Source organism: Streptomyces sp. NPDC046261 (assembly GCF_040646235.1).
Lineage (GTDB): Bacteria > Actinomycetota > Actinomycetes > Streptomycetales > Streptomycetaceae > Streptomyces.
In genome coordinates, this window is record NZ_JBEYZU010000002.1 from 17,827 (window position 1) to 44,619 (window position 26,793).

The window sequence follows — 26,793 nt, forward strand, 5'->3', positions numbered from 1 at the left end:
CTCACTCGCCTCCAACAAGGACTTCGGCATCGGCGGTCTTCTCGGCGTACAGCTCCCGGTACAGCGTTCCGCCGTTCAGCAGCTCCGCGTGGGTTCCCTGCTCGGCGACCCGGCCGTTGTCCAGCACGTAGATACGGTCCGCCGACTTAATCGTGGCCAGGCGGTGCGCCATGATCACCTGCGTGGCGCCGATCTCCTGGATGAGCTCGGTCACCCGCCGCTCGTTGATGGTGTCCAGCGACGCGGTCGCCTCGTCCATCACGATGATCCGGGGACGCTGCAGGAGGGCACGCGCGATGGCGAGCCGCTGGCGCTGGCCGCCCGAGAAGTTCGCGCCCATCTCCGACACCAGGGTCTTCAGCCCCATGGGCAGGTCCTCGAGGAAGTCGAGGATGCCCACGCTCGCGCAGAACTCCCGCACTTCCTGCTCGGGGATGTCCTGCCCCAGCGTCAGGTTCTCCAGGATCGTGCGGTTGTGCAGGTGCACTTCCTGGGGGATGTAGCCGATCAGCCGGCGCAGCGAATCCTTGTCGTACTCGGCGATGTCGTGCCCGCCGAACCGGACGGATCCGACGGTCGGCTCGTAGAGGCCGCAGATGATGCGCCCCAGGGTGCTCTTGCCCGAACCCGAGGAACCCACCAGCGCGACCTTCGAGCCGGCCGGGATCTCCAGGGAGACGTCGCGCACCACGAAGTCACTGTGCTTGGTGTACTGGAAGCTGACGCCCTCCAGCCGGATCGAGGTCTCCGGAACCTCCGTCAGCGCGCCGCCGGACGTCTCGGAGGGCGTGTTGCCGATGTCGTTCAGCCTGGCCATGTACCGGGACGCCTCGGCGAACTCGGTGTAGGTCTGGAACACCGAGGTCGACAGCGCGAAGTAGGTCGCCGACACCGCCTGGACGCCGATCGCCGCGCCCAGGGATATCTGACCGCGGCTGACGAAGTACAGGCTGGCGAGCAGCAGGATGATCGGGCCGAACATCTGGGTCGTGGTCGTCACGCCCGAGATCCGGCCCTGCTGCAGGCGCATGCGGGACTTCATCGCGTCCAGCGACGAGGCGTACACCTTGTGCCAGCTGTCGAGGAACTCCCGGGCGTAGCCGCCCATCTTGATCGTCGGGATGGAGACGATCGCGTCGAGCTGCGTGGACTGGCTCCGGCTGAGCTGGGCGAGCTCGGCGTCGACGGCTTCCAGCACCCGGACGCGCGTCTTGAGCAGATAGGCCGCGTTCAGCAGGAACAGGCAGATCGCTATGAGGCCCAGCCGCCACTCGATGACGAGCAGGTACACGGTCACGCACGCGAGCGTTCCGACGTCGAGGATGCCCTGCGCCACCCGGGAGGACAGCAGGTCCCTGATGGAGTTCACGGTGTTCAGCCGGAACAGCAGCTCGCCCGGTTGTCGCGTGGTGAAGAACTTGTACGGCAGGGACAGCAGCTTGGTGAAGGTGTGCGTCATCAGGTGTTTGCCGAGGAGCGCCACCAGCGACGACAGCACGAGGACCCTGACGAGGTGCAGCACGAAGTAACCGGCCGCCACACCCGTGATCAGCATGATCATCAGGAACAGGTCGTCCACGCCCTGCCAGCGCGCGTACCGGTCGACCGCCCACTCGGTCAGCATCGGGATGCCGAGCACCGCGCCGTACCCGCTGAGCGAGAGCAGCCCGACCAGCGCCATCCGCTTGCGCGAGCCCTCGGCGAGGAGGGGGGTGCTGCGCCACTCGGCGAACGGCTTCTGCCGCGTCCGCTCGAAGTCGGGGCCGACGTCGGCGGAGATCACGATGCCGCTGAAGCCCTCTTCCAGCTCCGCGCGGCTCAGGCGCCGGCGGCCCACGGCCGGGTCCATGACGACGGCCTTGTCGCCGTCGAACTTCTCCAGGATGACGAAGTGGTAGTCCTCCCAGTACAGGATCGTCGGCGAGGAGAACTTCGCGAGGACGGACACGTCCTTGACGCGGTACAGCTTCGCTTCCATGCCCCGCGTACGCAGGAACCGGGCCAGCTGGCCGGCGCTCAGACCGTCGCGGCCGGCCTCCATGTCGTCACGTGCGGTGGAGAACTCCTCCGCACGTCCGTAGTAACGCAGCAGGGAGACGCAGCAGCACAGGCCGCACTCGGTCTGGGTGACCTGGGTGAGGGTCGGTACGCGGCGCGCCGTGCGACGGCCGGTTGTGGAACTCATGTCACCGACTCTCGACTGCGAGGTTGATCGGGGAGACGCTCATGCCCGGGTCGATGCGGTTGAGCAGGTGCAGGACGATGCCGGAGGTGCCGACCATGGCGCTGTTGGTGTGGGAGTAGCGGCTGCGCATGTCGGCGATCTTCCGCTCGAAGATCTCCGGCGTCAGCCACCGCTGCTCGACCTTGGCGATCTCCTCGCGCAGCGAGGCGTCGCCGGTGGCGGCGGCGATGCCGGCCAGGACGTCGTGGTTGCCCAGGTCGCCGTGGCACCAGGTGAGGTTGCGGCCGAAGCCGATGCCGAGGGTGTTGCGGACCGCCAGGTCACGCATGCGCAGCACGGCCTCGTCGTCGCACAGCGCGCTGTACGCCTGCAGAGCCTGGGCGATGCCGCCGGAGCCGTGGCACCAGCCCGTCGCGAAGTTCCAGGGGGTGGCGGAGTTGGAGAACCAGTTGTCCTCCTTGGGGTCGTAGAACCCCTCCAGCCGCTCCACCAGGCCCGACAGCGTGGTGGCGACGACGTCCTGCTGCTCGGGCGACACCCGGGCGTGCGCGTTGCTCAGCGCGTGGATGAGTCCCGCGACTCCGTGCGCGAACCCGGACTGGTCGAGCACGGGCTGGTGGCCGGTGCCGCTCAGCGCGCCGGTGAGCAGGGAGGTCAGGGCCGCGAGGGAGCTGTCGGCGTCCGGACCGCCGATCGCCGTGACACACGACATCACGCCGGCGACACCGCTGATCACGTCCAGCGGCAGCTCGGCCGGTGACATGTTCCGCACCTGGCCCAGTACCAGCGGGAGCGCGCCCTGCGCGGCGGTGACCCAGGCGTCCTCGTCGAGCAGCCGGCCTGCCGTGGCCAGGGCGAACAGGATGCCCGCCATACCGGTGTAGCCGCCCCAGCCGGCCTCGTGGATGCTGCGCATCTCGTAGCGCTCACCGGCGAGGATGTCCGCGGTGGTGGAGAAGATCTGCGCGGCCAGGTCGCGGTACTCGGCGTTGTCCAGCACCCGCCCGGCCGAGGCCAGGGCCAGCGCGGGGCCGACGCGTCCGGTGTACAGGTCGTATCCCAGCACGCCCGGCGGCCAGGGCCGGTTGGCCTGGGCGGAGGCGAGCGGGCCGATCCAGGTCCGCGGCAGGTGCGCGAACTTGTCGGGCAGCGAGGTCGCGACCAGCTTGTCCGAGAGACGGATGACGAGCTCGCTCAGCGAGTCCCCGGACCCTCCCTCCGACCGCGGGGCCGGCGCGGTGGCGGCCGTGACGTCCTCCTGGCCGCCCGCGGCGCCCAGGTGGTTGTCGGGGAAGCGGGAGGCGAAGGCCGAGTAGAGGAGCATGAGCTGCTCCTCGAGCTCGAACTCGCTCATGTTCGTGGTCTTGGCCACCGCGCGGTCGAGCGGCGACTCGTCGAAGTCCGCGCCCACCGCGACGCCGTCGCCGTCCTCCAGGACCACGCTCGTGCTGGCGACGGTGAAGTAGGGGACGTCCCGGGCCGCGAGCTGCTTCAGCTCGGAGCCGATGAGGTCCTGGGACGAGGTCTTGCTGGCGATCGCGATCCGCTTCAGCAGCGCCACATAGGTCGAGTAGTCGTCCACGGCACCGGGGCCGGAGGTCATCCGCAGCGTCTGCGAGTACAGGGCCGTCGGGTTGTGCACGTAGCGCACACGCACCCCGGAGACCGTCTTGCGCAGCAGCGCGTGCCAGCCGTCCCGGTCGGCCATCACCGCGCGGAAGACCTTCGTGAACCCGGCGGCCATCCGCTCGCCGAGCTGGTGGATCTCCTCCTCGGACAGGGCGTTGACGACCGTCTGCCGCTCCTGCGTGTCCTGCGCCTTGAGCACCACGTGGATGCGGTCGGTGTACGGCTCCTGGAACCGCAGCGACTTGAAGGGCGAGGTGCCACGGCCGGCGTCCCCGAGGAACCCGAGGTCGATGTGGCCGGCGTCCTGGTCCTTGCCGACCATGACCAGCGGCAGGATCCCGATTCCGTAGATCGACTGGCCGATGGTGTCGTAGGCGTTCGCCGGGGCCTCGGGCCGGGCCCCGCGGTGGATCCGCGCGGGGTGGAGGATGGTCTCCAGGTCGATGGGGACCGGGCCGCGGCGGGTCGGGACGATGTTCTCGAAGTGCATGTCCCGCGCGTTCAGCAGGTAGAACACCGCGGCGAGCTCGCCGCTGGCGTACATGAACTCCTCGGACATGTCCGAGACGTCCTCCGCCTGGATGAACTCCACATAGCCGTAGTGGTCCCTCTCGAGGACCTTCGCGGCGACCAGGGACATGTCCAGGCTGCTGTTGAGCTCCTGCACGATGATCCCGTACGCGGCCTCGCAGGACACGTCGCGGGGCTTGTACGCCAGCCGCTTGCCGGAACGGAACTCGAGCACCGAGACGCTGCGGCCGTGGTTGTGCACGTCGCCTTCGGAGAAGCCGCAGGAGACGACCGGGTCGGTCGCCTCGATGCCGAAGGTGGCCTCGATGGCCTCGCGGTCGGCCACCAGCCGGCCGCACAGTTCGACCATGCTCTCCACTTCGTGGCGCAGCACCGTGCGCGTGATGTCGCGCAGAACCGGGAAGGACAGTCCGCTCACGTCCTCGAACGACGTGCGCTTCGACTGCTCGACGAAGTATGTGTACCGCTCGGCCGGGTCGGCGCCCTTCAACTTGCCGTTCTCACGGGCGTGGTTGATGGCGGCCACCAGCGGCCGGGGGTAGACCTCGCGCAACCGGGATTCGGTCCGCTCGAGCAGCTGCGTCACGATGGCCTGGGGCTCGTGGAACAGTTCCTCGAATGGAGCGATGGGGTCCGCGTCCACAACGGTCGCGGCGAGGTTCTTGATAATGCCCTGGAAAGGGTACTGCTCCGGCCCGTCAAGCCATGCCGCCACGGTCGCACGCGTGATGTCACGCGCCGTGGAAGAGGCTTTTTCCGTTTCGCCCGTCTGAAGCACACCGACGATATCCTCGTCGAACCGCGCCAGGGGCAGGATCGTTTCTGCGACTTCGGCGCTGTCGAACTCAGGGTAGTACTTTTCTGGAGATATCACGTCGGTCGTTGCTCCATTTTCGCGCGATGTCGTAAAACTGGCCGAAGCCGGGCATGCGGAATGGAGGCCCAGTGGCGGACCCCCATTCCGCCATACCGTGCTACACGTTCACCAAATCAGGCGACGACAATCAGCACTTGCTGGTGCACTTGGTCGTCGGGCAGAACGCGGTGCTGATCACGGCGGACGCGGCGCACCACGGGCCGGTGCCACCGAAGGCGTCGGCGTCGCTGAGCTCGATGAGCTCGGCCTCGTCGAAGCGGCCGAGAACGTCCTGGTTCATCTCCATGATGTACCTCTTTCCAGTGTGAGTGGGTTGCTGCTTAGGGTCAGTTACAGGCGTTGGTGCATTCCTTGGTGATGGTGCACCAGCCACCGTTGTTGCCGACCTTGTTGCTCAGCGAGAAGGTGTTCGTGGTGCACGCGCCGTACGCGACACCGTCGAAGTCCTGCTCGGCAATCTCTTCCACCAGCGAAACATCGCCCTTGTACACGGGAATACCGCCTTCGTATGGGTGGACTGAATCACTACACACCCACCGAAAGATGTTCCTACTGCAACTCCCGCTTTCGGAGTTCAACACCCCCCGGTGGAACGATCATGACTTTATGAGTCCGCCCCGGGGCCTACAACCGGCTTTCACGTGGCCCACGTCACATTGAACGGGGAATAGGCCATTCCGAATGCTGTCGAGAGTCGATCCGGTCGCTTTCCAAGTACCTGACACCGCAGCCATCAGTAAGGAATGGAACGTTCCACTCTCGCCACACGGAGCGGGATTCCCATCCGGAGCAGCGGCACTCCGCAGCGGCCCGCTCCCACCTGACGGTCCGTGACATTACCGCTGGTAGGGGCCAGTTGGGCGGTCCAGGCCGCCCGCTGTCGGCGGCCGTGACCGCCGGCCCGGCCGCCGGCGCGGACGGATCAACTGCGACGACGGCCCGGACATGTCAAGCAGCGGACGGGCCAAGTCCGGTTCCCCTGCGGAGTATTGCGGCCACATTGCGGATGGCCGGTAATGGACCATCCGTGGCCGCGTACCGGCGAAATCCGAGCCCCTCTCGTTCAACTGTAGCGTCCATGAATATCAGGAGGTGCCCCCAGAAAGCCCGATATGAATCACGAAGGCGGCGTCCGGGCCGAGAGCTCCGAAGACGTACCTGTTAAAGGTTCCGTACATGCCAAAAACCCGGCCCCCTCGGCGAATTGCGAGGGGGCCGGGCGGTCCGGGCAGCGGCGGGCGTCAGGTGGGGCCGCCTCCCCGTGCGCCCGCCAGGGCCAGGTCGCGGGCGAGGTGCGCGGGCCGCAGACCGTGCCGGCGCAGGCGCCGACGGTCGGCGCGGTTGTCGTACATGAGCTGCGTGTGGAAGTAGTTCACGTGCTCGAGCACCGCGAACAGCGCGAAGCCGGCGCCCGGGATGGTGCCGCGCCCGGGGTCGCCGGCCACCGCCCAGACGGTGAACGCCACTCCGGCGAGCAGCACCGGGATGTTGAGGACGCGCAGAGCCGCGAAGGCCCTGGCGCCGGGCAGCGGCGCCCGGGGGACCTCCATCTGACGGAGCTTGGCCCACCAGTACGCGGCCCCCTCCAGGAGGAGGAGCGAGAACAGCGCGAAGCCGGCGGCGTTCGCCGCGGTCACCGGGAAGCCGAGCTCACCGAACCAGATGGCGGCCTGGAGAGGGATGTTGATCAGCTCCAGAAGAGCCAGCGACCGCAGCCGTCGCCGGACCCGAGCGCGAGATCGATGATTCATCCCAAGATCATGTCAGCCGCTTTCCGGGCTGACCACGGCCTCCGGACCGCCCGGCTCCGCGCCGGCGGCGGCTCGGATCTCCTCCAGCAGCGCCGCCTGTCGCAGCACCGCGGCCGTCTGCCCGTCCGGTACCGCGCCCTCGCGCACGGCGCGGGCGAAAGCCGCCACCGTCGCCGCCACTTGGTCCTGCGCGCCGCCCGCGGGCAGCTCGCCGACGCCGTCGGCGGTCTCCAGGCGCACGGCCGGCGGCGCGTCGGCGGGCGGGGTGAAGGCGCGTTCCACGGTGATGCGGCCGTGGCTGCCCCACAGTTCGTACGCGGAGCGGTAGGCGTGCGCCATGCCGAAGGTCAGCTGGGCGGTGACCCCGCCGGGGGTGGTCAGCAGGGCGGCGCCCGCGGTGTCGACCGTGCGGCCGGGGCCACTGCCGAGGTGGGCGCCGGCGACGCGTAGATCCGTGCCGAGGAAGTGCAGGGCCGCGCGCAGGGGGTAGACGCCCACGTCGAGGAGGGCGCCGCCGCCCAGGTCGGGGCGGTGGCGGACGTCGCCGTCGGGGCGCTCGGGGATGGTGAAGGCGGCGTGCACGGCGCGCAGTTCGCCGATGGCGCCGTCGGCGACGGCGGCGCGGACGGCCTCGTGCTGGCGGTGGTGGACGAACATCATGTTCTCCATCAGCACCAGGCGACGCTCACGGGCGAGCTCCAGCAGGTGGACAGTGTCGGCGTACGCGCACGTCAGCGGCTTCTCGGCCAGGACGTGCCGGCCCGTCCGCAGCGCGGCCTCCACCCAGGGGGCGTGCAGGGCGTTCGGCAGCGGCACGTACACCGCGTCGATGTCGTCCATGGCGAGCAGTTCGGCGTAGCCGGTCACCGCCCGGCAGCCGTACGGCCGTGCCGTCGCCCCGGCCGTGGCGGCGTCGCGGCTCGCGACGGCGACGAGGTCGACGTCCGGTGCGGCCGCCAGGGCGGGCAGCAGGCGGCGGCGGGCGATGTCGGCGCAGCCCAGGACGCCCATGCGCAGGGTCACCGGCCCTCCTCCCCCATCGCGCCGAGGCAGGCGAGCAGGGTGCGGGCCTGGACGTTGAGGTAGTGGCCGTGGCGGACGAGGGAGCGCAGCTGGCCCGGGGTGACCCAGCGGTAGCCGGGGGGCGGGTCGAGGGGGGCGTCGGCGGCGTCGGCCTCGACGACCAGGGTGCGGCCGACGGCGTTCAGGAACCGTCCGCCTTCCTCCGAGTGCGTGGCCTCGTACCGCACCTGCCCCGGGGTGGCGTTCAGGACCAGGTCGAGGAAGGGAGGCCGGTCGGCGGGGGCGAGGTGCGCGTAGTTGGCGGGCGTGTACTGGACGGTGGGGCCCAGCTCGACGGTGTCGAGGAAACCGCCCTCCACGCGCGCGTGCGCGAGGACGTGCAGCACGCCGTGGATGCGGCGGGCCACGAAGGCCGTGACGCCGGGCGCCACCGGTTCGATGAGCGGCTGGGTCCAGTGCGGGACCTCGCGGCTGTCGGCCTCCACCGACACGGCCACGACGCGGAAGTAACGGCCGTCCTCGCGGGCGATGGACTCGGGCCCGCGCACCCAGCCGGGCAGGGTGGCGAGCGGGACGCGCTCGGCGTGCACGTCGTGCCGGGAGCGTTCGCCCGTGAACCACGACAGCACCTCCGTGTCGGAGTGCAGGGCGCCGGTGGGGCGGCCGTGGTCCGGCAGGCAGGACAGCACCGTGCGGGCGTCCATGTTGACGGTCAGGTCCCGGTGCAGCAGCTCGCCGAGCTGGCCCAGGGTGAGCCAGCGGAAGTCGTCCGCCGGCGGTACGTCGTCGAGCGCCTCGACGACGACATTGCGGTTGGCCTTCCGGTAGAACCAGGAGCCGTGCTCCGACTGCAGGACGTCGGCGAGGACGCGGCCCCGCCCGGGCCGGGTGAAGTACTCCAGGTACTTCACGTCGGCGCCCCGGTGGACCTTGGTGTAGTTGCTGCGGGTGGCCTGCACCGTGGGGGACAGTTGCAGCAGGTTGGGGTTGCCCGGCTCCATCTTGGCCTGCATCAGAAAGTGCAGGACGCCGTCGAACTCCTTGGCCAGGATGCCGAGGATGCCGACTTCCGGCTGTTTGATGATGGGCTGGTGCCAGAGGCGGTGCGGCTCGCTGCCGGTGCTGACGCGCAGCCCTTCGACGCTGAAGAAGCGGCCGCTGCGGTGGACGAGGTTGCCGGTGCCGTCCTCGAAGGACCAGCCGTCCAGCGCGGCGAAGGGAACGCGCTCGACGCGGAAGCGGTGCGCGCGGGCGCGCTCGGCGAGCCAGTCGCCGACCTCCTCCGTCCGCAGGTGGACGCCGTCGGTGGCGGCGGCCGAGAGGGCGAGCCTGCCGGGCAGGGCGGTGTCCTCGCGCTCGCGCAGGGCGGGCGGCGCGACGGGGACGGTGGGTGGGGGGACGTTCGGCAAGGCGGGCTGCCTCCTCGGTTGGGGACGGGTACGACGGCTCAGGCCCGCGCCGGGGCGGGGCGCTCGTCGGGGTGGTCGAGGAAGCCGTCCAGCACCCGGCGGTAGTAGGCGGGCCCGAAGCTCATGCCGGCGGTCTCCGGCACCAGGCGGCGCAGCTTCCGGGTGCAGATGCCGGTGGAGACCGGCGGGCCGCCCGGGTCCTGGTGCTCCCTGCGGGCCGCCAGGCCCAGGCGCCGCTGAAGGTGGTCGACGATCAGGTCCACCGGGACGGCCTCGCCGGACGCCACGTTGACGGTCTGGCCGCGCAGGCCCAGCGTGAGCAGCCGGTCGACGATCGTGACGACGTCGGCGACGGCGATCAGGTCGCGCGCGGCCCCCCGGTGGACGCGGACCATGCCCTCCCGCAGCTGCCGCACCAGGCCCGGCAGCAGCTGGTGCGGCGGCTGGCCCGGGCCCACGACATGGCTCAGCCGCAGCACCAGGTGCTCGGCCCCGCTGTCGCGCAGCCGCTCCTCCAGGGAGAGCTTGTGCACGCCGTACGGGGTGCAGGGGGTGACGGGCCGGTCCTCGGTGCCCGGCCCCGGCCCGGCGCCGTACATGCCGGTGGAGGCGGTCGAGAAGAACAGCAGCCGCCGCCCGGTGGCCCGGCACCGGGCGGCCACCTCGGTGAGCAGTGCCGTCTCGCGCGCGAACGCCTCCCAGGAGGTGCCGCCGGCCGAGGAGACCCCGGCGGCCAGGACCACCGTGTCCGGGTGCCGGGCGGCCAGCGGCCGCAGGTTCCGGGCGAGGAATCCGTTTCCCACAATGTCCATGCCGGGGTTCCCGTCGAAAGGGCGTATGGCCGTCAGTTGGCCACGAGCGGGGCGCCCGCGGCGAGCTCCTCGAGAGCGGCGACCAGCGCGACGGGGTCGGGCAGGTCCTCCATCTCGCGGCGCAGGCGCGCGGCGGCCGCGCGGTGTCCGTCGTCGCCCAGCAGCCGGGTCACGGCCGAGCGCACGTCCGCCGCGTCCGCGGTCGCGTTGTGCACGGCCAGTGCGGCACCGGCCCCGGCGACGCGCTCGGACATGAGCTCCTGATCCCAGCCGTTGGGCAGGATCAGCTGCGGGGTGCCGGCGGCGAGGGCGGTCATGGTGCAGCCGGCGCCGCCGTGGTGGACGATGACGTCGCACTCGGGCAGCAGCAGGTGCAGCGGCACGTTCTCCAACGCCAGCATGTGCGGGGGCAGTTCGTCCACGCGCTGCCGGTCGCCGGGGGTGAGGGTGAGGACGACGTCGACGTCGAGCCCGGCCAGCGCCTCGACGACCTTGGGCACGGCGAAGGACACCGGCCCGAACGTCTCGGTCGCCGAGGTGCTCCACACCACCCCGACCCGGGGCCGCGCCGCGCCGTCCCGGGCCTCCGGCCGCCAGGGCGGCATGGCGCCGGAGCCGTTGTAGGGCACATGCCGCACCGGGTGGTGGTGGACGGGCACCGGCGCCGACACCGCGGGCGGGCAGGGGTTGATCATGTGCTCGTACGTGTCGGCCGACAGGTCGGCCAGGCCGTGGCGGGCGAATGCCTGGCTGAAGTCGATGGGCAGGAAGGGATTCGGCCCTCCCTGGCCGGCCCCGTCGTGCGGGGCGACCGGTCCCCACAGGTGCAGCAGGGCGGGGACGTCCAGCACCTTCCCGATCAGCGGGCCTTCCACGCTCATCAGGTCGTGCACCACCAGCTGCGGCCGCCACCAGCGGGCGAACTCCACCGCCGCGTCCGATCCGCGCCGGGAGAGCTCCGCCAGGCGCGGCCAGTTCTGCTGGTACCAGCCCATCGCGTCGAAGGCGTCGGCCGACGCGAGCGGGACGCCCGTCTCCGGGTGCGGGGGCGGCTCGGCGAAGCGCCACTGGCCGCGCTGGGCCTGCACGCAGTTCACGGCGCGCAGCATGACGTCCTCGCGCTCCGCCTCCAGGACGGGCACGGGCGTCAGGCCCGTGCGGGAGACCGGCTCCGACTGGGCCGGGGCGCAGACGACCCGGACCTCGTGGCCGAAGGCGCGCAGGGCCCAGCCGAGCGGGACCATCGACGACCAGTTGCCGGGCGAGTGGGAGACGACGAACAGCACGCGCATCGCGCCTGCGGGGACTGCCGGGCTCATGGCCGGCCCTCCTTCGGGTATTTGGCGGTCTTCCACCAGTCGGGGTTGTCGCGGTACCAGGCGACCGTGGCGGCCAGGCCCTCCTCGAAGGGGATCCGCGGCGCGTAGCCGAGCTCGTCGCGGAGCTTGCGGCCGTCGAGGGCGTAGCGCAGGTCGTGGCCCTTGCGGTCGGCGACCTTGCGCACCATGCGGGCGTCGGCGCCGCACAGCCGGAGCAGTCGCTCGGTGACGGCGGCGTTGGTGTGCTCCGTGCCGCCGCCGACGTTGTAGATCTCCCCGGCCCGGCCGCGGGCGAGCACCAGGTGGACGGCCTCGCAGTGGTCGTCGACGTGCGTCCATTCGCGCCGGTTGGAGCCGTCGCCGTACAGCGGTACCGGTATTCCCTCGAGGAGGTTGGTGACGAACAGCGGTATCAGCTTCTCGGGGTGCTGGTACGGGCCGTAGTTGTTGGAGCACCGAGTGACGCTGACGTCCAGTCCGTGGGTGCGGTGGGCAGCCAGCGCGATCAGGTCGGAGGCGGCCTTGGACGCGGCGTACGGGGAGTTGGGCCGCAGCGGCCACTCCTCGGTCCAGGCGCCTTCGTCGATGGAGCCGTAGACCTCGTCGGTGGAGATGTGCACGACGCGTCCGACGCCGCTGCGCCGGCAGGCGTCGAGGAGGACCTGGGTGCCGTAGGCGTTGGTGCGGACGAAGTCGGGGGCCGCGTCCAGGGCGCGGTCGACGTGCGACTCGGCGGCGAAGTGCACGACGGCGTCGTGGCCGGGCAGCAGGTCGAGCAGCAGCGGCAGGTCGCAGATGTCGCCGCGGACGAAGTCCAGGCGCGGGTCGCGGTCCGGGAGGCTGGCGCGGTGCCCGGCGTAGGTGAGCTTGTCGAGGACGGTGACCCGTACCCCGCCGGACACGGCCAGGCTGCCGTCCAGGAGGCCGCGGACGTACCGGGAGCCGATGAAGCCGGCGCCTCCGGTGACCAGCAGCCTCATGCCGCCACCTCTATCCGGGTGTGGTCGCCCACGACCAGCCGGTGGTGGGTGGTGCCGCGGGCCGCTCCGCCGACGTCGGCGGAGCGGCCGATGACCGAGCCGCGCACGCCGCGGACGCGGCACACGGACGCGCCGTCCAGGACGATGGAGTCGGCCATGTCCGTGGCGCGCAGCACGCAGTCGGCGCCGATCGAGGCGTGCGGTCCGACGTGGCTGTCCTCGACGAGGGTGCCGGCGCCGATGACGGCGGGCCCCTCGATGTGCGAGCGCACCACGCGCGCGCCGGCCTCGATGACGACGGCTCCGGTGATCTCGCTGTGCGCGTCGACCTGTCCGGCCACCGAGGGCCGCAGGGCGCGCAGCAGCTCACGGTTGCACGCAAGGACGTCCTCGATGCGGCCGGTGTCCATCCAGTAGCCGGTGTACTCGACGGCCCTGACGTCGTCGCCGCGCTCGACCATCCACTGGACGGCGTCGGTGATCTCCAGCTCGCCGCGGGGGCTGGGCCCGATGGCGGCGACGGCCTCGTGGACGGCGGGCGTGAAGAAGTAGACGCCGACCATGGCCAGGTCGCTGCCGGGGCGCTCGGGCTTCTCCTCCAGCCGCAGCACCGTGCCGTCCGCGGCGACCTCGGCGACTCCGCAGGCGGACGGGTCGGGCACCTTGTGGACGACCACCTGGGCGGCGGGGCGGGTGGCGCGGAAACGCTCGGCGAGGTCCCGCACGCCGCCGGGGAGCATGTTGTCGCCGAGGTACATCACGAAGTCGTCGTCGCCGAGGAAGTCGCGGGCCAGCCGTACGCAGTGGGCCAGGCCCAGCGGCTCGTCCTGCGGCAGGTACGTCAGGCGCAGCCCGAGGGCCGAACCGTCGCCCAGCGCCGCGGAGATGTCGTGCAGCCGGGTCCCGACGACCACGCCGACGTCGGTGATGCCCAGGTCCCGGATGTTGGCCAGCACGTGCTCGAGCACGGGCTTGTTGGCGATCGGGATGAGCTGTTTGGGCATCGAGTGGCTGAATGGTCGCAGGCGGGTGCCGTTCCCACCGGAGAGCACGAGAGCCTTCATGGCAATTCCTTACGGAGCTCGGACGCTGACGCGGGTCGTGCTTGCGGGCGGGTCCGGAGGCCCCCGGGCCACCGGGAGATGAGTGCACGCGCCACACGCTTAGTCTCGACGAGCTCCACGAGGGATTCCCCTAGCACAAAGGGTCGTACGAGTTGCGGAAAATCACACGAGACAGCGAGCGTGTCGCGCCCTGCTACCGGTCCTCGCGGTCCGCGCCGTCCACGCCCTCTGCGCCCTCTGCGCCCTCTGCGCCCTCTGCGCCCTCTTCTTCATAGGGGGCTTCTTCGAGCAGCCGCTCGCCGATGTCGTCCGCCCACGCCTGCGCCCAGCGCCGCAGTTCGGCGGTGCGGCCGGCGTCCAGCCCGTGCGCGGCGAACTCGCGGTCGTCGATCCAGTCGGTCCCTTCGAGCCGTGCCCGCAGGTCGGCGAGGTCGAAGGCGTCCCGGGCGTGCCGGCGGCCGAACTCCTCCAGCTCGGCGTGTGACCAGCGGCCGGCGGCGGCGTACGCGTCGACGAGGTCGCGGGCAAGTCCCCGGTCGGCGAGGGCCCGCATCTTGGTGCCGGCCACGTCCTCGGCGGCCAGGACGGGCCCGTACGCGGAGGGGACGGGCGGGCCCCACATCGTCTCCTTGAGGAGGTGGACCTCGCACGCGTCGTCCGTCTCCGGGTCGGTGACCAGGAAACGGGCGGACAGCGGGTCGGTGTGCGCGTGGCGCACCCGCAGGCCCCGTGCCTCGAGCCCGGTGCGCAGGGCGGACGCGATGTCCGCCATGGGCACCGGGCTGTCGGTGGCGAGGGCGAGGTCCCGTACGGGCCGGTCCACCAGCCCGTGCGCCCGTACGGCGACCCCGCCGGTGACCACGAGCGGATAGGGCGCGCCGAGGTCCACCAGGTCGGCGAGCAGCCGCCGCTGGAGCCCGGTGAGCCGCGTGCCGGCGTCCGCTTCCATGGTCGTGATTATGGCGCGGGGGCTACCGGGCCCGCCGCGCCACGGGCGTTCAGCGGCCCGGCCAGCCGTCCAGATGGCGGTGCACCTTGACCGCCGGCCGGGTGGTGGTGGCCGCGGTGGTGGAGGTGGGCCGGGCGAGGAGGGCGCTGACCTCCGCGGCGAGGGAGTCGGCCTTGTGCTTGAGCTCGGTGGCGGGCAGGCGGGAGCCGCCGAGGGCGTCGAGCCGGCGGTGGATGTCGGCCAGTTCGCGCTGTGCGGCGGGGGTGAGGCGGGTGGCCTTGGGCGTGGAGACGACGAACTGGTAGGCGCCGGCGAGGGTCTGGCAGCCGGTGCAGTGGTCGTTGACGGCGCGGCCCTTGTTGATGGCGCTCAGGCGCACGTTCTGACCCGAGAGGGTGACGATCTGGAAGGACAGCGCCACCGAGCGGCACGCGTCGTCGGCGGTGCAGCCGGAGGAGGTGGCGTTCGCCCGGTTGCTGACGCGGGCGGCGGTGACCGTGCCGAGCTGGTGGACGGTGAAGCTGTCGCGGTACTGCGTGTGGTGGCGCTGGTTGGCGGTGGTGCGGACGCTGTCCATGGTGACGGCCACGCCTCCCGCGGCCTGGGCGGGGCCGCCGGTGACGGCCGTGGCCACGCCTGCGGCCAGCAGGCCCAGCCGCAGGAAGTGCCGGGAGTAAGGGCTTTTCACGGTCTGCTCCTTGGGTGTTCTCACGGTGACGGTGTCGGGGACGCGGCCGGGGCCGTCGGAGCGGGGGCGGTGGGCTCCGGGGGCGGCGTGGTCGCGGGGGCGGGGGCCGGGGCCGGGGCGGTCGTCGCGGGCGCCGCGGTCGGGGGTGCCGTCGTGGTGGCGGGTGCGGGGGCCGGCGCCGGTGCCGGCTTGGGCGGGGCGGCGGGCGGCAGCGCCGGCGGCAGGGCGGGCGGCAGCGTGGGCGGCAGGACGACGGGCACCGGCGCGGCGGAGGGCGTGGCCTGCGGTGCGCGGTCGCCGGGCGGTGCGGCCACGGGGACGAGCGGGGGCACGGCCGCGGGCGTCGGCAGGCCCGGCGCGGCCGGCGGGGTGCGCCAGGGCAGCGGCGCGAGGTCCGGCGCGGCGGCGTCGGGGCTCCAGGTCCCCGGCGTCCGGGCCTCGGCCGGGTCACGGCCGGTCAGCGGCGGGTGGCTGGGGGCCGGCGGCACGGTCGGCACATGGGGCTGCAGGATCGGGGCGATCGGGGGCTCGGGCGGCAGCGGCTTGGGCGTGACCCCGCTGGTCCAGGCGTAGGCCAGGGTGGTGGCGACGGCCGCGACCCCCAGGACGAGCCCGACCCGCAGGCGGGGCCGGTCGGCGGTGGCGCGCAGGGCGTTGCGGCCCAGCCGCCCGGTCAGCCGGATGGACAGGTACGTCATGCCGCCCAGCGGGACGATCAGCATGAGGCTGCCGAGCACGCCGGCCAGCCCGGCCGGGATCTCGCCGGCGGCGAACGCCTCGTAGGTGCCGGTCAGTTGCCCGGTGAGCGAGCGCACGCCGGTGGCGACGAGGCGGGGCAGGTTCCACAGCGCGTAGCAGAGCTCGCCGACCAGCAGCGGGACCATGGTCAGCACCCAGGTGGTGACGATGACGCGGGTCTTGCGCTTGAGGTCGGCGACGGCCGGGTCGGGCTTGCGGCGCGGGACCATGCTGAGCAGGATCGGCTTGATCTTGCCGTAGAGGTCCGGCACTCCGGCGAGGTCGCCGAGGATGAAGTAGCCGTCGAGGCGGACGGCCGGCATCAGCTGTTCCAGCACCTCGAAGTGGCCCAGGTAGACGGCGCAGAGCAGGAACGGCTGCCCGGTGACGAAGTAGGCGCCGGTCAGCAGCAGCATGAAGACGACGTTGAAGTAGACCCCGCCGAGGTCGGTGCGGATCCGTCCGGCGCGCCCGAGCCGGTAGACGTCGGTGACGTCGGTGTACATGGACGGCCAGATCAGGAAGATCCCGCAGCCGATGCTGCCGGGCCGGGCGCCGTCGTATCTGCAGGCCGAGGCGTGCCCGAACTCGTGGAAGACGAGGGAGGCGACGGTCAGCCCGAAGACGGCGAGCAGCAGCAGGGGCTGGTCGAGGACGCTCAGTACGGGCGTCATCGCGCCGTGGACGGCGAACAGCCAGACGTCCATGGCCACGGCCAGCAGCAGGACGAGGGCCACGACGGGCGGGCGGTGCAGCCAGGCCAGCGCGCGGGCGATGACGGCCACCCGGCGCTCGTCGAAGATGACCTTGTGTCCCTTGAGGGCGAGCAGCAGGTCGGAGCGGGGGCCGTGGACCTCGTCGCTCTCCTGGCCCGGCGGCACGGTGATGCCGAGGGGTTCGAGCTTGTTCTCCACGAGGTAGGCGACGTTGTCGGCGCTGACCTCCCGGCCGAATCCGGCGCTGACCTCGCGGGCGACGGCCCGCAGGTCGCGGACGCCGTCGATGGCGGAGGCGACCAGGTGGAGCAGCCGGGAGAGCTGGACCACCTGGCCGTCGCCACGGCGGGCGATGTACTTGGGCTCGTTGAACCCCGAGCCCTGGTACTCGCCGTGCAGGCGCAGTCCGGCGGCAAGCCTCGGAACGAGAGCTTCCGCTTCGCTGCGCGGCTGCGGTTCGGGCTGCCGTGCCACCGGCAGCCGCAGGGTTCCGGCGGATTCCTCCCCAGGCCCGTACTCCTCCGCGACGGTGTACGGGAAGCCGCCGGGTCCGGGCACCGGGGCGCCGGCGTCCCCTTGCCCGGCGCCGGGTGCCACGGTGTCCATCCGGATGGTCGCGGTCTCGTCGATGCTGCGATGGCGGCTGCGGCCGGCCTCGTGGTCTCCGACCACCGTCATCTGGTTCCTCCCCCTCGACGAGACCGCTGTTCCCCCCCTTGTTCCGGCGGACCGCGCCTTCCCCTGGACGCGGTCCGCCGAGTGCGTGGGCCGGGCGCCTACTGCTTGATGGAGATGACCTGGGTCGCCTCGGACTGCGCGACCGCGAACGGCGAGCTCTGGTTGACGGCCAGGGACTCGTTGTGCGCGTGGACGGTGGCCACGTGCTTGGTGACGTTCGTGGTGCGGGAGAAGCTGAACTTCAGCTTCCCGAGCGCCTCACGGCCGGGCAGCAGTTCGGCGGACTCGGCGTCGAGCTCATGCGGGTTCATGCTCATGGCTGGGCCTTTCGGGTCAGGACTGCGCTGGTCGACGGGTCGGCTACTGCTGGATGGCGATGGACTGGCCGGCCGCGGACTGCGCGACGGCGTCCGGCGAGCAGATGTTGAGCGCCGACGAGGTGTTGTGCGCCGAGACGTCGGCGACGTGCTTGGTGACGTTGGTCGTCCGGCTGAAGCTGAACTTCAGCTTGCCCAGCGCCTCACGGCCGGGCAGCAGTTCGGCGGACTCGGCCTCGAGCTCATGCGCGTCGAGCATGGTTCCCCCTCCGGGAATGGTGGTGCGAATGAAAACGTCCGGGCACGGGCAGGACCCCCCAGCCCGCGTCCGACGCTGTCGGACGAGCTGTCCAACGAGATTGGACAGTAGTGGCGTCCGTCGGCACCGCGCAAGCGGTTCCGGTGGACACCCCCCGTAGAATCGGTTCACCCGAGCGGAACCGAGCCAGCCGAGAGCAGGAAGCGACCGTCAGTGGCCAACGCACTGCAGCAGATCATGAGACAGCGCCTGGACCGCCAGGGCTGGTCCTACGGTGACGTCGCTCGCAGGGGCGGCATCCCCCGCTCGACCGTGCATCACCTGGCCACCACCGACCGCCTGGTGCGCATGCCCCAGCCCGCCACGCTCGAAGGACTCTCCCGCGGGCTCGAACTGCCCCTGGACACCGTGCGCCGGGCCGCCGCCGAGGCCTGCGGCATCCACCTCTACCCGACGGCGGAGGACGCCCCGGGCACCCCGCCGGACCCGGAGGTGGACCTGCTGATCGCGAGCGTCCAGCGGCTCTCCTCCGACGACCGCAGACACGTGGCGGCGCTCGTCGAATCGCTGCTCGAACGGGCCCCGAAGGAAGACCCGGAAGAGGGCTGAACGGGCCCCGTGAACAGGGCTGTTGGGTACCGGACGCACGGCCGGGCCCGGCCGGTTCCACGGAACAGTTGAATCCGGCGAATATTCCCGTCCGGCCGAGTAACGAGCCCCTTCCCGGCTATCGTCTCGATCTGCCCGAAGCCAGGGGGAATGAGTGCTCGTTGTCAGTGGTGGCTCGACGTCCAACGCCGTCGTCAGGGGACGCACCGGGGAATCGGTGGTCCTGCTCTCCGGAGACCTGCCCGACGTGCTCACCGACCGGAGCGTCGCCGAACTCCTCGATCTGGCGGCCGCCGTGCTGACCGACGACGAAATGGGCATGTTCCGCGACTGCCTGCGGGCGCTGCGCCGCGGCGAGCGGCTGGGCCGGCGGCGGGTCGAGGTCGGCGGCGCCGTGCTCACCGTCTACTACGAGACCTGAGAGCCGCCCCCGGGATCGCCGGGGGCGGCTCTCTCAATGCGGGGCGCGCCCCGGTCAGTGGTGGCCGTGGCCGCCGTGCTTGCCGCCGCCGTGCTTGTCGCCGCCGTGGCGGCCGCCGAAGAGGCCGCCCTCGTTGCCCGAGCCGTTGCCCGACAGGATCGGAATGTCGTCCAGGATGTGCGACAGCGGGTCGTCGCCGTCGTTGATCGTGGAGTTCTCGGTGCACTGCTGCTGTTGCTGCGAGGACAGGATCGGCACGTCCTGGATCCCGACGTTGATCAGCGCGAGGAGCGACTGGGCGCCGAGCTTGCCGATGGCGATGCACGGCTTGTTGAACGAGCCGTTGATCAGGCCCATTTGCGGGCTCATATAGCCGCTGGTGTAGGTGTTGCCATACATCTGCATGGCGCCGTTCGCATTGCCGACGTCCTGGCTCTCGCCCCCTCGGGGGCTGCTGTACGCCAGCGCGGGAACCGCGGTGCCGCCGACCGCGGAAACCGCCAGCACGGCCGTGGCCACAACCTTCTTGATCACGTTTTCCTCAGCTCCGGTCGACGAATTCACAAGAACTACCTGCATAACTCGGAGCGTGCGCGAAGGTTATCGGCCTTCATTCTTTCGGCCCAGGACCGCGAAATGATCAGAAGAAGACCGGCATGCGGTCCGGACAGGGGAAATCCCCCGGCAGCGGGTCCCGCACACCCGCCGCAGGGGGATTTCCTCGCACGCTCGACGCGTGGGATCAGTGGCCGTGGCCGTTCTCGTGGCCGTGCTCGTGGTGCTCGTGGTGCTCGTGACCACGGAAGCCCTGGCCCTGGTTCGGGAAGAGGCCGCCCTCGTTGCCCGAGCCGTTGCCCGACAGGATCGGGATCTCGTCGAGGATGTGCGACAGCGGGTCGTCGCCGTCGTTGATCGTGGAGTTGTCCGTGCACTGCTGCTGCTGCTGCGACGTGAGGATCGGAATGTCCTGGATGCCGATGTTGATCAGCGCGAGGATGGACTGGACGCCGAGCTTCCCGATGCCGATGCAAGGCTTGTTCAGCGTGCCCTGGATGAGGCTCATCTGGGGGCTTTGCTTGCCACCGGTCTTGGTGTTGCCGTAACCGGTCTTCGCACCATTGGCGTTGAAGACATCCTGGTCGTTTTCGATGGCCATCGCGGGCGAGGCGATGGCGCCGACCGCGGAAGCCGACAGGGCGGCCGTGGCGAGAACCTTCTTGAGCACGTCTATGCCTTTCGATCGAGTAGCGCCCCCACTGAGAAAGCGTTCTGAATAACTCCGGCCCATTCGGGAAGTTCCGGGCATTCATCGGGCTTTCACTCATTCGAGCCAGTGGGAGCGCTACCGCGAAATCGGCATCAACGGGTCAGTCGCCGATAAGAAAAAATGCTGGTCAGCGTGACATAGCGATATTGCCCGCCACGTTCGCTGCGCAATTCACCGCGCTCGATCAGATGGGCGACGGTCCATGGGGAGAGCCCCAGCAGGGAGGCCGCCGTCCGCACGGGGACGCTCAGCCCTTCGAAGACCTCGGGCAGCGGCTCCTCGGCCACCGCCCAGCCGCTCATGGAGGGGTCGTCCACCGAGCGGTCGTCCACCGCGTGACCGCCCACCGCGCCGTAGTCGTGTGCGGCGTAGTAGTCGATCGCGGCACCAGCGTGTCGTGCCATGTCGACGCGCACCATCCCCTCGGTCCAGTCGCATTTACGTACTTGCCGCCAGGCTAGTTACTTCAGCGGGAAGAGTATGCACTCCCTTGCCGGGCGTCAAGTACGGTATTGCGCGCGCCCGGCCGCCCGCCCCGGTGGCCGCCGACACGGATCCGCCACGCCCCCTACCGTGTGCGGGGAAATCCGGCGGCACCGCCGACGGGCCCGTGCCGGCTGCCGACGGGCGATATCGGGACGCCGCCGGGAAACTGACTTGCCGACTAGCTAGTTAAAGTCCGACAGAGCACGGAGCAGGGAGGCCGCCCCGGCCGGAGCCACGAGGCACCGGCCGGGGCGGCCGGTTCACGACGGAAAGACGGAGAGCGGGAGACACACCATGGCCAGCACCCCCAAGGCCCGCAGGAGCAACACCCGCGAGCGCATTCAGAAGACGGCCCTGGACCTCTTCGTCTCGCGCGGCTACGAGAAGACCTCGCTGCGGGAGATCGCCGAGGAGCTCGGCGTCACCAAGGCCGCGCTGTACTACCACTTCAAGACGAAGGAGGACATCCTCACCGCGCTCTCCGACCAGCTGGGAGAGCCCGTCGACGAGCTCATCGCCTGGGGCAGGAGTCAGCCACCGACACTGGAGACCAAGCGTGAACTGCTGCGCCGCTACAGCGCGGTGCTCAAGGAGGCGGCCCCGCTCTACCGCATCCTGCAGGAGAACCAGGCGACCCTGCGCGAGCTGGCCGTGGGCGAGCGGCTCAAGGACCGTGTGGTCGCCTTCTCGCGGCTGATCCAGGCGGGGGAGACCCCGGTCGCCACCCAGGTCCGCTACTCCAGCGCCATGCTGACCGTCCACTTCGGGGCCCTGGCCCTGGAGACGCTGCAGGGCGACCCCGAGGAGAAGCGCACCGCGCTCCTCGACGTCGCCCTGGAGATCATCGACTCCACCGCACCGGCCGGCTGACCGCCGTCAGCCTGTGGCTGACGCGGACGTCACCCGGAAGGGTTGCTCCCTGGCCGGATCCCGCCCCTCTTCCCGGACGCGGTCCGTTTTCTGCTGAGGCGCGAGGGGAAGCCGGGACTCCGCTGCCGGTCCCGGCCCCGCGCCCGGCACGGCGGGCGAGGACCCCGGCCGAACCGTATGTGCGGTTTTTAACGCACGCGCCCGGCGCCCTCGCCGGCACCCGTCCGCTCGGCTCAGCCGAAGAGCGACGCGTGCTCGCGGGCCCACTCCTCAAAGGTCCGCCCCGGGCGCCCCAGCAGGTGCTCCAGTGCCGGGTCCACCCGGCTCTTCGCCCCCTGGACCTGGCGCTCGGCGCTCTCCAGCAGCGCCTGGGCGACCTCGGCGCCGTAGCGGGCCTCGGCCGCCCGGCGCACCTGCTCCGGGGCGAGCTCCTCGAAGGCCAGCGGCCTGCCGAGCGCCCGGCCCAGCAGCTCCGCCTGCTGACGTGCCGTCACCGCCGCGGGCCCGGTCAGCGCGTACGCCTGCCCGGCGTGGCCGTCCTCGGTCAGGGCCCGGGCCGCGACGTGGGCGACGTCGCGGGGGTCCACGCAGGCGTTCGAGGCGTCCGCCGGCCAGGCGCGTACCGTGCCGGACCCACGGATGCCGTCGGCCCACGCCAGCGTGTTGGTCATGAACGCCCGGGGCCGCAGCAGCGTCCAGCCCAGCCCCGAGGCGCGTACGCGCTCCTCGGCCGCGCGCTGCCAGCACGTGATGAGGTCCTGGGCGCCGGGGTCGGTGACGGCCAGGGCGGAGAGCTTGACCAGGTGGCGCACGCCCGCGTCCTGGGCGGCGCGCACCACGTTGGCGTCGTGGCCCGGCAGGCGCGGGTCACCGGTGACGACCAGGACCGCGTGGATCCCGGTCATCGCCGACCGCAGCGCCGCGACGTCCGCGAAGTCGCCCGTCACGGCCTCGGCCCGCGGCCCCAGGTCCGGCAGGCGCGCGGCGTCGCGGCCCAGCAGCCGCACCGCGTGGCCGCTCGCGGTCAGCAGCCGGGCCGTGGCCCCGCCCACCGTGCCGCTCGCGCCGGTGACCAGGATGCGGGCGCTCACCGGGCGGTGAATCCGCCGTCCACCGGAACGGTGGCGCCGGTGACGAAGGAGGAGTGGTCGGCGCAGAGCCAGGCCGCGGCGTGGGCGATCTCCACCGGGTCGGCGACGCGGGGCAGCATGGAGGCTCCGGTCAGGAGGGCCTCGACGCCCGGGTTCTCGTCGAAGCCCTGCTGCATCAGCTCGGTCCGGGTCACGCCGACGGCGAGGGTGTTCACACGGATGCCCTGGGTGCCGTACTCGTCGGCCGCGGCCTTGGTCAGGCCGATCACCGCGTGCTTGGCCGCGATGTACGGGGCGGAGGGCACGCCCGGGGCCACCAGGCCCGCGGTGCTGGAGGTGTTGACGATCGCGCCGCCGCCGGGGTTCTCGAGCATCACGGGTATCTGCTGCCGCATGCAGTTCCACACACCACGGACGTTGACGTCCATGATGCGGTCGTAATCGGCGTCGTCCATCAGGTGCATCGGCTCGCGGGCGGTGCCCCAGCCGGCGTTGTTGAAGGCGGCGTCGAGCCGGCCGTGGGTCTCGACGGCCACCGCCACCGCCCGGGCGACGTCCGCCGCCACGGTCACGTCACCGGTCACCGCGGTCGCCGCGCCGCCGGCCGCGTTCAGCTCACCGGCCAGCTGCTCCAGCAGCTTCGTGCGGCGGGCCAGCAGAATCACCGCGGCCCCTTCGGCGGTGAACAGCCGCGCCGCGGCCGCACCGATACCGCTGGAGGCCCCCGTAATCATTACCGTCTTGCCCGCGAGCATTCCCTGCCGACCATTCATGGCGTGATTTCTGGCGTCATTCATGGCGTGATCATCACCCGGCGCGCAAAGCGGAAGCAAGGTGAAAGCGGACCGCCACGTGGCGCCGGAAAAAGCTGAATCCCCGGTTCCGGTCAGGGTATCGGCTTCACCCCGCCGCGACGGCGGCCGCCTCCTCCTTCAGCCGGCGCCCCTCGGCGACGACCCGGGCCCCGCGGTCGGGGGAGGTGTCCAGCTGCACCAGGATCGCGGGGGTCGCCAGGGCCGGCAGGATGTGCCGGAAGAGCACGGAGATCTGCTCCTCCAGGTCCGTCAGCCCCGTGGTGACCTGCGAGACCAGCAGGACGCCCGTCCACGCGCTGATCACGAACCGTGCGGTCGCCTCCGGCTCGACGTGGGGCAGCACCTCGCCCAGCGCCTTGGCCTCGGCCAGCAGCTGGGCCGACACATCGCTCCAGGTGGCCCAGGGCCCCGTGCTCACCAGCTTCTGCATGTGCGGGTCCGTGGCCAGCCGGGCGCCGGCGCGCAGCAGGGGCTCGTCCGGCAGCCGGTGGGCCAGCGCCATGCCCACATCCACCCACTCCTGGAGCTTCGACGCCTGCGGCGCCACGCCCTCCAGGGAGACCTGTTCCTCCAGCACCCCGCGCGCCAGCGACTCCTTGGAGTCGAAGTGGAAGTACAGCGCGCCCTTGGTCACCCCGGCCCGGGCCAGGACCTCCGAGATCGTGCAGGCCTCGTAGCCGCGCTCGGCGAAGAGCGCGGCAGCCGCCTCCAGCGCTGCCCGGCGAGTTCTGATCCCACGCTCCTGCTGCGCCACTCCGCGACCTCCAGCCGTGTCATCCCGCTCAGCCTTCCGGCAGCGGTGACGCCACGCCGGGTCAGGAGACGAGACCCCTTGGGGGAAACCAAACCGAACGCGACGCATTTTACCCGCCGGCGCATTCCCGAACTCGCCACGCGGCAAAGGCGAGAGGCGTTATTCGGTCATTTAATCCGGGCCGGTCCCAGTGTCACGGGCAGGCTTCGGTGACCATGGGAAATGAAGGACTCCAGCGGCTGAAGGTCCTCCGCCGGTACGGCGAGCGCGAGTTCCGGAAAGCGGTCGAAGAGCGCGGGCAGGGCGAGGGACGCCTCGAGCCGGGCGAGCGGGGCGCCGATGCAGTGGTGGACGCCGTGCCCGAAGGCGAGGTGATCGCGCCGGGTGGGCCGGGTGATGTCGAAGCGGTCCGCGTCCGGCCCGTGCCGCTCGGGGTCGATCCCCGTGGCGCTCACGGAGATCACGATGGCGTCGCCGGCGGCGATGAGCTGTCCGCCGGCCTCGATGTCCTCGATCGCGAAGCGCATCGGGATGGTGGCCACCGGACCGCGCGCCCGCAGCGTCTCCTCGATCACGTCGTCCCAGGAGGCCGCGCCGCGGCGCACCAGCTCCAGCTGGTCCGGGTGCGTGAGCAGGGCGAAAACGGCTTGTTCGAGGAGGTTGACGGTGGTCTCGTGCCCCGCGCCGATGATGAGCAGCAGGGAGTCCAGGAGCTCCTTCTCCGACAGCTGCCCCTCGATGTCGTCGCGGGCGGCGATCAGATCGCTCGTCATGTCCGCGGCCGGGGCGGCCCGCTTCGCCGCGATGAGCGAGGACAGCAGGGTGTAGAGCTCGTACTGGTTGGCCTGCGCCTCCTCGGGGGTGGTGGAGGTGCGGAAGGTGGTGTCGACGACCCGGTTCAGGTCCTCCCGCACCTCCTCGGGTATGCCGAGCATCTCGCAGATCACCTGGATCGGCAGCGGCAGGGCGAAGTGCTCGCGCAGGTCGACGACCTGCCCGGCCGGGAGGGCGGTCAGGGCGTCGACGAGGGTGGCGACGTGGCGCTCGACGCGTGGGCGCAGGGCGGCGGTGCGGCGGGCGGTGAAGGCCTTGGCCACCAGCTTGCGCAGGCGCCGGTGCTCCTCGCCGTACGCCGTCAGCATGTTGCGGACCGAGACCCACATCGCCATGGGCCAGCTGTCGTCGAGCTCGCCGTCGCGCCAGGCGGGCCAGTGCCGGTAGGCGTCCTTGGAGACGCGGGGGTCCAGCATGAGCCGGGTGGCGAGCTCATGGCTGGTGATCGCCCATGCCGCGACCCCGCCGGGGAGCTCCACCCGGACGGCCGGGCCCCGTTCGCTCAATCTGGCCGCCTCGCCGCGGACGTCCCGTCCGGACGGGTCGAGGACTACGGGGCAGGACTGGTGCCGCATCAGCTCTCCATTGGTGGTTCAGCGCGCAACGACCGCGCGGGGCCGTCCTCGTGGGGCCTCGGGCCTTGAAGAAAACCGGCCAACCGTTATCTTAGAACAGGACAAGAATTCCAGGTTTCTTGACTCGTGCTCACATCGGGTTCCATGGAGAGTTCCGTGCATCAGCCAACCACTGCGAACGGGAGCAACGCGCCGCGCCCGCCCGCCGTCGCACCCACGCTGACCAGCACGGTTCCCCGGGAGTTCGTCCATCGCGCGGCCATCGCCGAGGTGTTCCTGACGGGGTGTGCGGGGGTGGACGAGACGCATTTCTCGCTCACCGCCCAATGGCCCCGGGCCCATGCGTTCTTCACGGCCGACGGGGGCACCCGACATGATCCGTTACTGGCGGCGGAAACGATTCGACAGACCGGACTGTTCCTCGCCCACACGGAATTGAATGTTCCGATGGGTCATCATTTTCTGCTTCAGGAAATGGAATTCACGACCCATGAGGACCGGCTCGAGATCGGGAACGCCCCCACGGATCTGACCATCGCCGCGGCCTGCGTGATCCTCGACCACAGGGAACGCCGCTTCGCCTTCCGGATGGACATCACCATCCGGCGCGGGGACGAGACCGTGGCCAGCGGCGGCGGCCGCTTCACCTGCATACCGCCCGGGCTCTACCGCCGCATGCGCGGCCGGCGCGGCAGCACCGCCGACCCGCTGCCGGTGGTGCTCCCGACGCGGGCCGAACCGTACGACGTCGGCAGGGAGACCCCCCGGGACGTCGTCCTCTCCCCCACCGCCCGCCGCGACCGCTGGGTGCTCAACCCGGACCTGCGTCACGCGACCCTCTTCGACCACCCCTGCGACCACATCCCCGGCATGGTCCTGGTGGAGGCGGCCCGCCAGGCCGCCTACGGCACGCTGCGGCCGCGCCGGGCGCGGCCGTCCCGGGTGGCCGTCACCTTCCACCGGTACGCGGAGCTGGACAGCCCCTGCACCATCGACGTGACGGCGGCCCGGGCGGAGCCGGGCCGGCCCGCCGACGGGCTCACCACGGAGGTGACCGGCACCCAGGACGGCGAGCCGGTCTTCACCTGCACCCTCGCCGACGCGGCCGTCCGCCTGCGCCCCACGGTCGCGGCCTGAGGGCCGCAC

Annotated in this window: 25 protein-coding genes and 2 pseudogenes; 4 read left to right on the plus strand and 23 right to left on the minus strand. The window is 71.3% G+C overall.

The annotated features are described in order from the left end of the window. Nucleotide 1: 1 nt before the first annotated feature. The 16 genes from ABZ956_RS04335 to ABZ956_RS04410 form a co-directional block, all read right to left on the minus strand. The gene (locus tag ABZ956_RS04335) at nucleotides 2-2,185 is read right to left on the minus strand and encodes a peptidase domain-containing ABC transporter (protein WP_361886764.1); all 2,184 of its coding nucleotides are present in this window, start codon (nucleotides 2,183-2,185) and stop codon (nucleotides 2-4) included. A 1-nt stretch (nucleotide 2,186) separates the two neighbouring features. Further along, nucleotides 2,187-5,060: a type 2 lanthipeptide synthetase LanM family protein gene (locus tag ABZ956_RS04340; protein ID WP_361886767.1), complete on the minus strand. Its 2,874-nt coding sequence runs from the start codon at nucleotides 5,058-5,060 to the stop codon at nucleotides 2,187-2,189. 289 nt (nucleotides 5,061-5,349) lie between these two features. Continuing rightward, the gene (locus ABZ956_RS04345) at nucleotides 5,350-5,508 is read right to left on the minus strand and encodes a class II lanthipeptide, LchA2/BrtA2 family (RefSeq protein WP_177338093.1); all 159 of its coding nucleotides are present in this window, start codon (nucleotides 5,506-5,508) and stop codon (nucleotides 5,350-5,352) included. A gap of 40 nt (nucleotides 5,509-5,548) precedes the next feature. Next, nucleotides 5,549-5,689, minus strand: coding sequence for a plantaricin C family lantibiotic (locus ABZ956_RS04350; protein WP_361886770.1), 141 nt, complete (start codon nucleotides 5,687-5,689; stop codon nucleotides 5,549-5,551). Between the two features lie 774 nt (nucleotides 5,690-6,463). Next, nucleotides 6,464-6,973 carry a hypothetical protein gene (locus tag ABZ956_RS04355; protein WP_361886773.1) on the minus strand — a complete coding sequence of 170 codons (510 nt, stop codon included), beginning with the start codon at nucleotides 6,971-6,973 and terminating at the stop codon, nucleotides 6,464-6,466. A 12-nt stretch (nucleotides 6,974-6,985) separates the two neighbouring features. Further along, nucleotides 6,986-7,984, minus strand: a complete 999-nt coding sequence (locus ABZ956_RS04360; protein WP_361887998.1) for a Gfo/Idh/MocA family oxidoreductase — start codon at nucleotides 7,982-7,984, stop codon at nucleotides 6,986-6,988. A gap of 8 nt (nucleotides 7,985-7,992) precedes the next feature. Next, nucleotides 7,993-9,336 (minus strand): NDP-hexose 2,3-dehydratase family protein, encoded by a 1,344-nt coding sequence (locus ABZ956_RS04365; RefSeq protein WP_361888000.1) that lies wholly within the window; start codon nucleotides 9,334-9,336, stop codon nucleotides 7,993-7,995. A 107-nt stretch (nucleotides 9,337-9,443) separates the two neighbouring features. Then, complete coding sequence (locus ABZ956_RS04370; RefSeq protein WP_361886775.1) at nucleotides 9,444-10,217, minus strand: NAD-dependent epimerase/dehydratase family protein; 774 nt, start codon at nucleotides 10,215-10,217, stop codon at nucleotides 9,444-9,446. 32 nt (nucleotides 10,218-10,249) lie between these two features. After that, the gene (locus ABZ956_RS04375) at nucleotides 10,250-11,536 is read right to left on the minus strand and encodes a nucleotide disphospho-sugar-binding domain-containing protein (RefSeq protein ID WP_361886778.1); all 1,287 of its coding nucleotides are present in this window, start codon (nucleotides 11,534-11,536) and stop codon (nucleotides 10,250-10,252) included. Next, entirely contained in the window at nucleotides 11,533-12,516 is a 984-nt protein-coding gene (gene rfbB, locus ABZ956_RS04380) for a dTDP-glucose 4,6-dehydratase (protein WP_361886781.1), read from the minus strand. The genes ABZ956_RS04375 and rfbB overlap by 4 nt, the downstream gene beginning before the upstream one ends. Further along, nucleotides 12,513-13,580: a glucose-1-phosphate thymidylyltransferase gene (locus ABZ956_RS04385; RefSeq protein WP_361886784.1), complete on the minus strand. Its 1,068-nt coding sequence runs from the start codon at nucleotides 13,578-13,580 to the stop codon at nucleotides 12,513-12,515. The genes rfbB and ABZ956_RS04385 overlap by 4 nt, the downstream gene beginning before the upstream one ends. A gap of 193 nt (nucleotides 13,581-13,773) precedes the next feature. Further along, a complete protein-coding gene (locus ABZ956_RS04390; RefSeq protein WP_361886787.1) occupies nucleotides 13,774-14,529 on the minus strand; it encodes a nucleotidyl transferase AbiEii/AbiGii toxin family protein in 756 nt (251 codons plus the stop codon). 49 nt (nucleotides 14,530-14,578) lie between these two features. Then, nucleotides 14,579-15,217 carry a hypothetical protein gene (locus ABZ956_RS04395; protein ID WP_361886790.1) on the minus strand — a complete coding sequence of 213 codons (639 nt, stop codon included), beginning with the start codon at nucleotides 15,215-15,217 and terminating at the stop codon, nucleotides 14,579-14,581. 20 nt (nucleotides 15,218-15,237) lie between these two features. After that, entirely contained in the window at nucleotides 15,238-17,349 is a 2,112-nt protein-coding gene (locus ABZ956_RS04400) for a hypothetical protein (RefSeq protein ID WP_361886793.1), read from the minus strand. Nucleotides 17,350-17,447: 98 nt separating this feature from the next. After that, a complete protein-coding gene (locus tag ABZ956_RS04405; RefSeq protein WP_361886796.1) occupies nucleotides 17,448-17,666 on the minus strand; it encodes a hypothetical protein in 219 nt (72 codons plus the stop codon). 43 nt (nucleotides 17,667-17,709) lie between these two features. Next, nucleotides 17,710-17,925, minus strand: coding sequence for a hypothetical protein (locus ABZ956_RS04410; RefSeq protein ID WP_361886797.1), 216 nt, complete (start codon nucleotides 17,923-17,925; stop codon nucleotides 17,710-17,712). Nucleotides 17,926-18,138: 213 nt separating this feature from the next. Between ABZ956_RS04410 and ABZ956_RS04415 the strand changes: the two genes are divergently transcribed. Then, complete coding sequence (locus ABZ956_RS04415; RefSeq protein WP_361886799.1) at nucleotides 18,139-18,534, plus strand: helix-turn-helix transcriptional regulator; 396 nt, start codon at nucleotides 18,139-18,141, stop codon at nucleotides 18,532-18,534. Nucleotides 18,535-18,688: 154 nt separating this feature from the next. Next, nucleotides 18,689-18,955, plus strand: coding sequence for a hypothetical protein (locus ABZ956_RS04420; protein ID WP_361886801.1), 267 nt, complete (start codon nucleotides 18,689-18,691; stop codon nucleotides 18,953-18,955). Nucleotides 18,956-19,087: 132 nt separating this feature from the next. On the opposite strand, the pseudogene ABZ956_RS04425 reads toward ABZ956_RS04420, so the two are convergent. The 3 genes and pseudogenes from ABZ956_RS04425 to ABZ956_RS04435 form a co-directional block, all read right to left on the minus strand. After that, nucleotides 19,088-19,489: pseudogene (locus tag ABZ956_RS04425) on the minus strand (rodlin); the annotation flags it as partial. Between the two features lie 304 nt (nucleotides 19,490-19,793). Further along, nucleotides 19,794-20,180 (minus strand): annotated as a pseudogene (locus ABZ956_RS04430) (rodlin); the annotation flags it as partial. Nucleotides 20,181-20,314: 134 nt separating this feature from the next. Then, nucleotides 20,315-20,626 (minus strand): hypothetical protein, encoded by a 312-nt coding sequence (locus tag ABZ956_RS04435; protein WP_361886802.1) that lies wholly within the window; start codon nucleotides 20,624-20,626, stop codon nucleotides 20,315-20,317. 376 nt (nucleotides 20,627-21,002) lie between these two features. Here ABZ956_RS04435 and ABZ956_RS04440 point away from each other — a divergent pair, with 376 nt between their 5' ends. After that, complete coding sequence (locus ABZ956_RS04440; RefSeq protein ID WP_361886804.1) at nucleotides 21,003-21,578, plus strand: TetR/AcrR family transcriptional regulator; 576 nt, start codon at nucleotides 21,003-21,005, stop codon at nucleotides 21,576-21,578. Between the two features lie 233 nt (nucleotides 21,579-21,811). Here the strand turns inward: ABZ956_RS04440 and ABZ956_RS04445 are convergent, their stop codons facing one another. The 4 genes from ABZ956_RS04445 to ABZ956_RS04460 all read right to left on the minus strand — a co-directional run bounded on the left by ABZ956_RS04445 (nucleotide 21,812) and on the right by ABZ956_RS04460 (nucleotide 25,647). Then, the gene (locus ABZ956_RS04445; RefSeq protein ID WP_361886806.1) at nucleotides 21,812-22,669 is read right to left on the minus strand and encodes an NAD(P)H-binding protein; all 858 of its coding nucleotides are present in this window, start codon (nucleotides 22,667-22,669) and stop codon (nucleotides 21,812-21,814) included. Beyond that, nucleotides 22,666-23,442 carry an SDR family oxidoreductase gene (locus ABZ956_RS04450; protein ID WP_361886808.1) on the minus strand — a complete coding sequence of 259 codons (777 nt, stop codon included), beginning with the start codon at nucleotides 23,440-23,442 and terminating at the stop codon, nucleotides 22,666-22,668. Before ABZ956_RS04450 ends, ABZ956_RS04445 begins: the two co-directional genes overlap by 4 nt. Nucleotides 23,443-23,569: 127 nt before the next feature. Then, nucleotides 23,570-24,238, minus strand: coding sequence for a ScbR family autoregulator-binding transcription factor (locus ABZ956_RS04455; protein WP_361886811.1), 669 nt, complete (start codon nucleotides 24,236-24,238; stop codon nucleotides 23,570-23,572). A 167-nt stretch (nucleotides 24,239-24,405) separates the two neighbouring features. After that, nucleotides 24,406-25,647, minus strand: coding sequence for a cytochrome P450 (locus ABZ956_RS04460; RefSeq protein WP_361886814.1), 1,242 nt, complete (start codon nucleotides 25,645-25,647; stop codon nucleotides 24,406-24,408). 144 nt (nucleotides 25,648-25,791) lie between these two features. Here ABZ956_RS04460 and ABZ956_RS04465 point away from each other — a divergent pair, with 144 nt between their 5' ends. Continuing rightward, nucleotides 25,792-26,784, plus strand: a complete 993-nt coding sequence (locus ABZ956_RS04465; protein ID WP_361886817.1) for a ScbA/BarX family gamma-butyrolactone biosynthesis protein — start codon at nucleotides 25,792-25,794, stop codon at nucleotides 26,782-26,784. The last annotated feature ends 9 nt before the right edge of the window (nucleotides 26,785-26,793 follow it).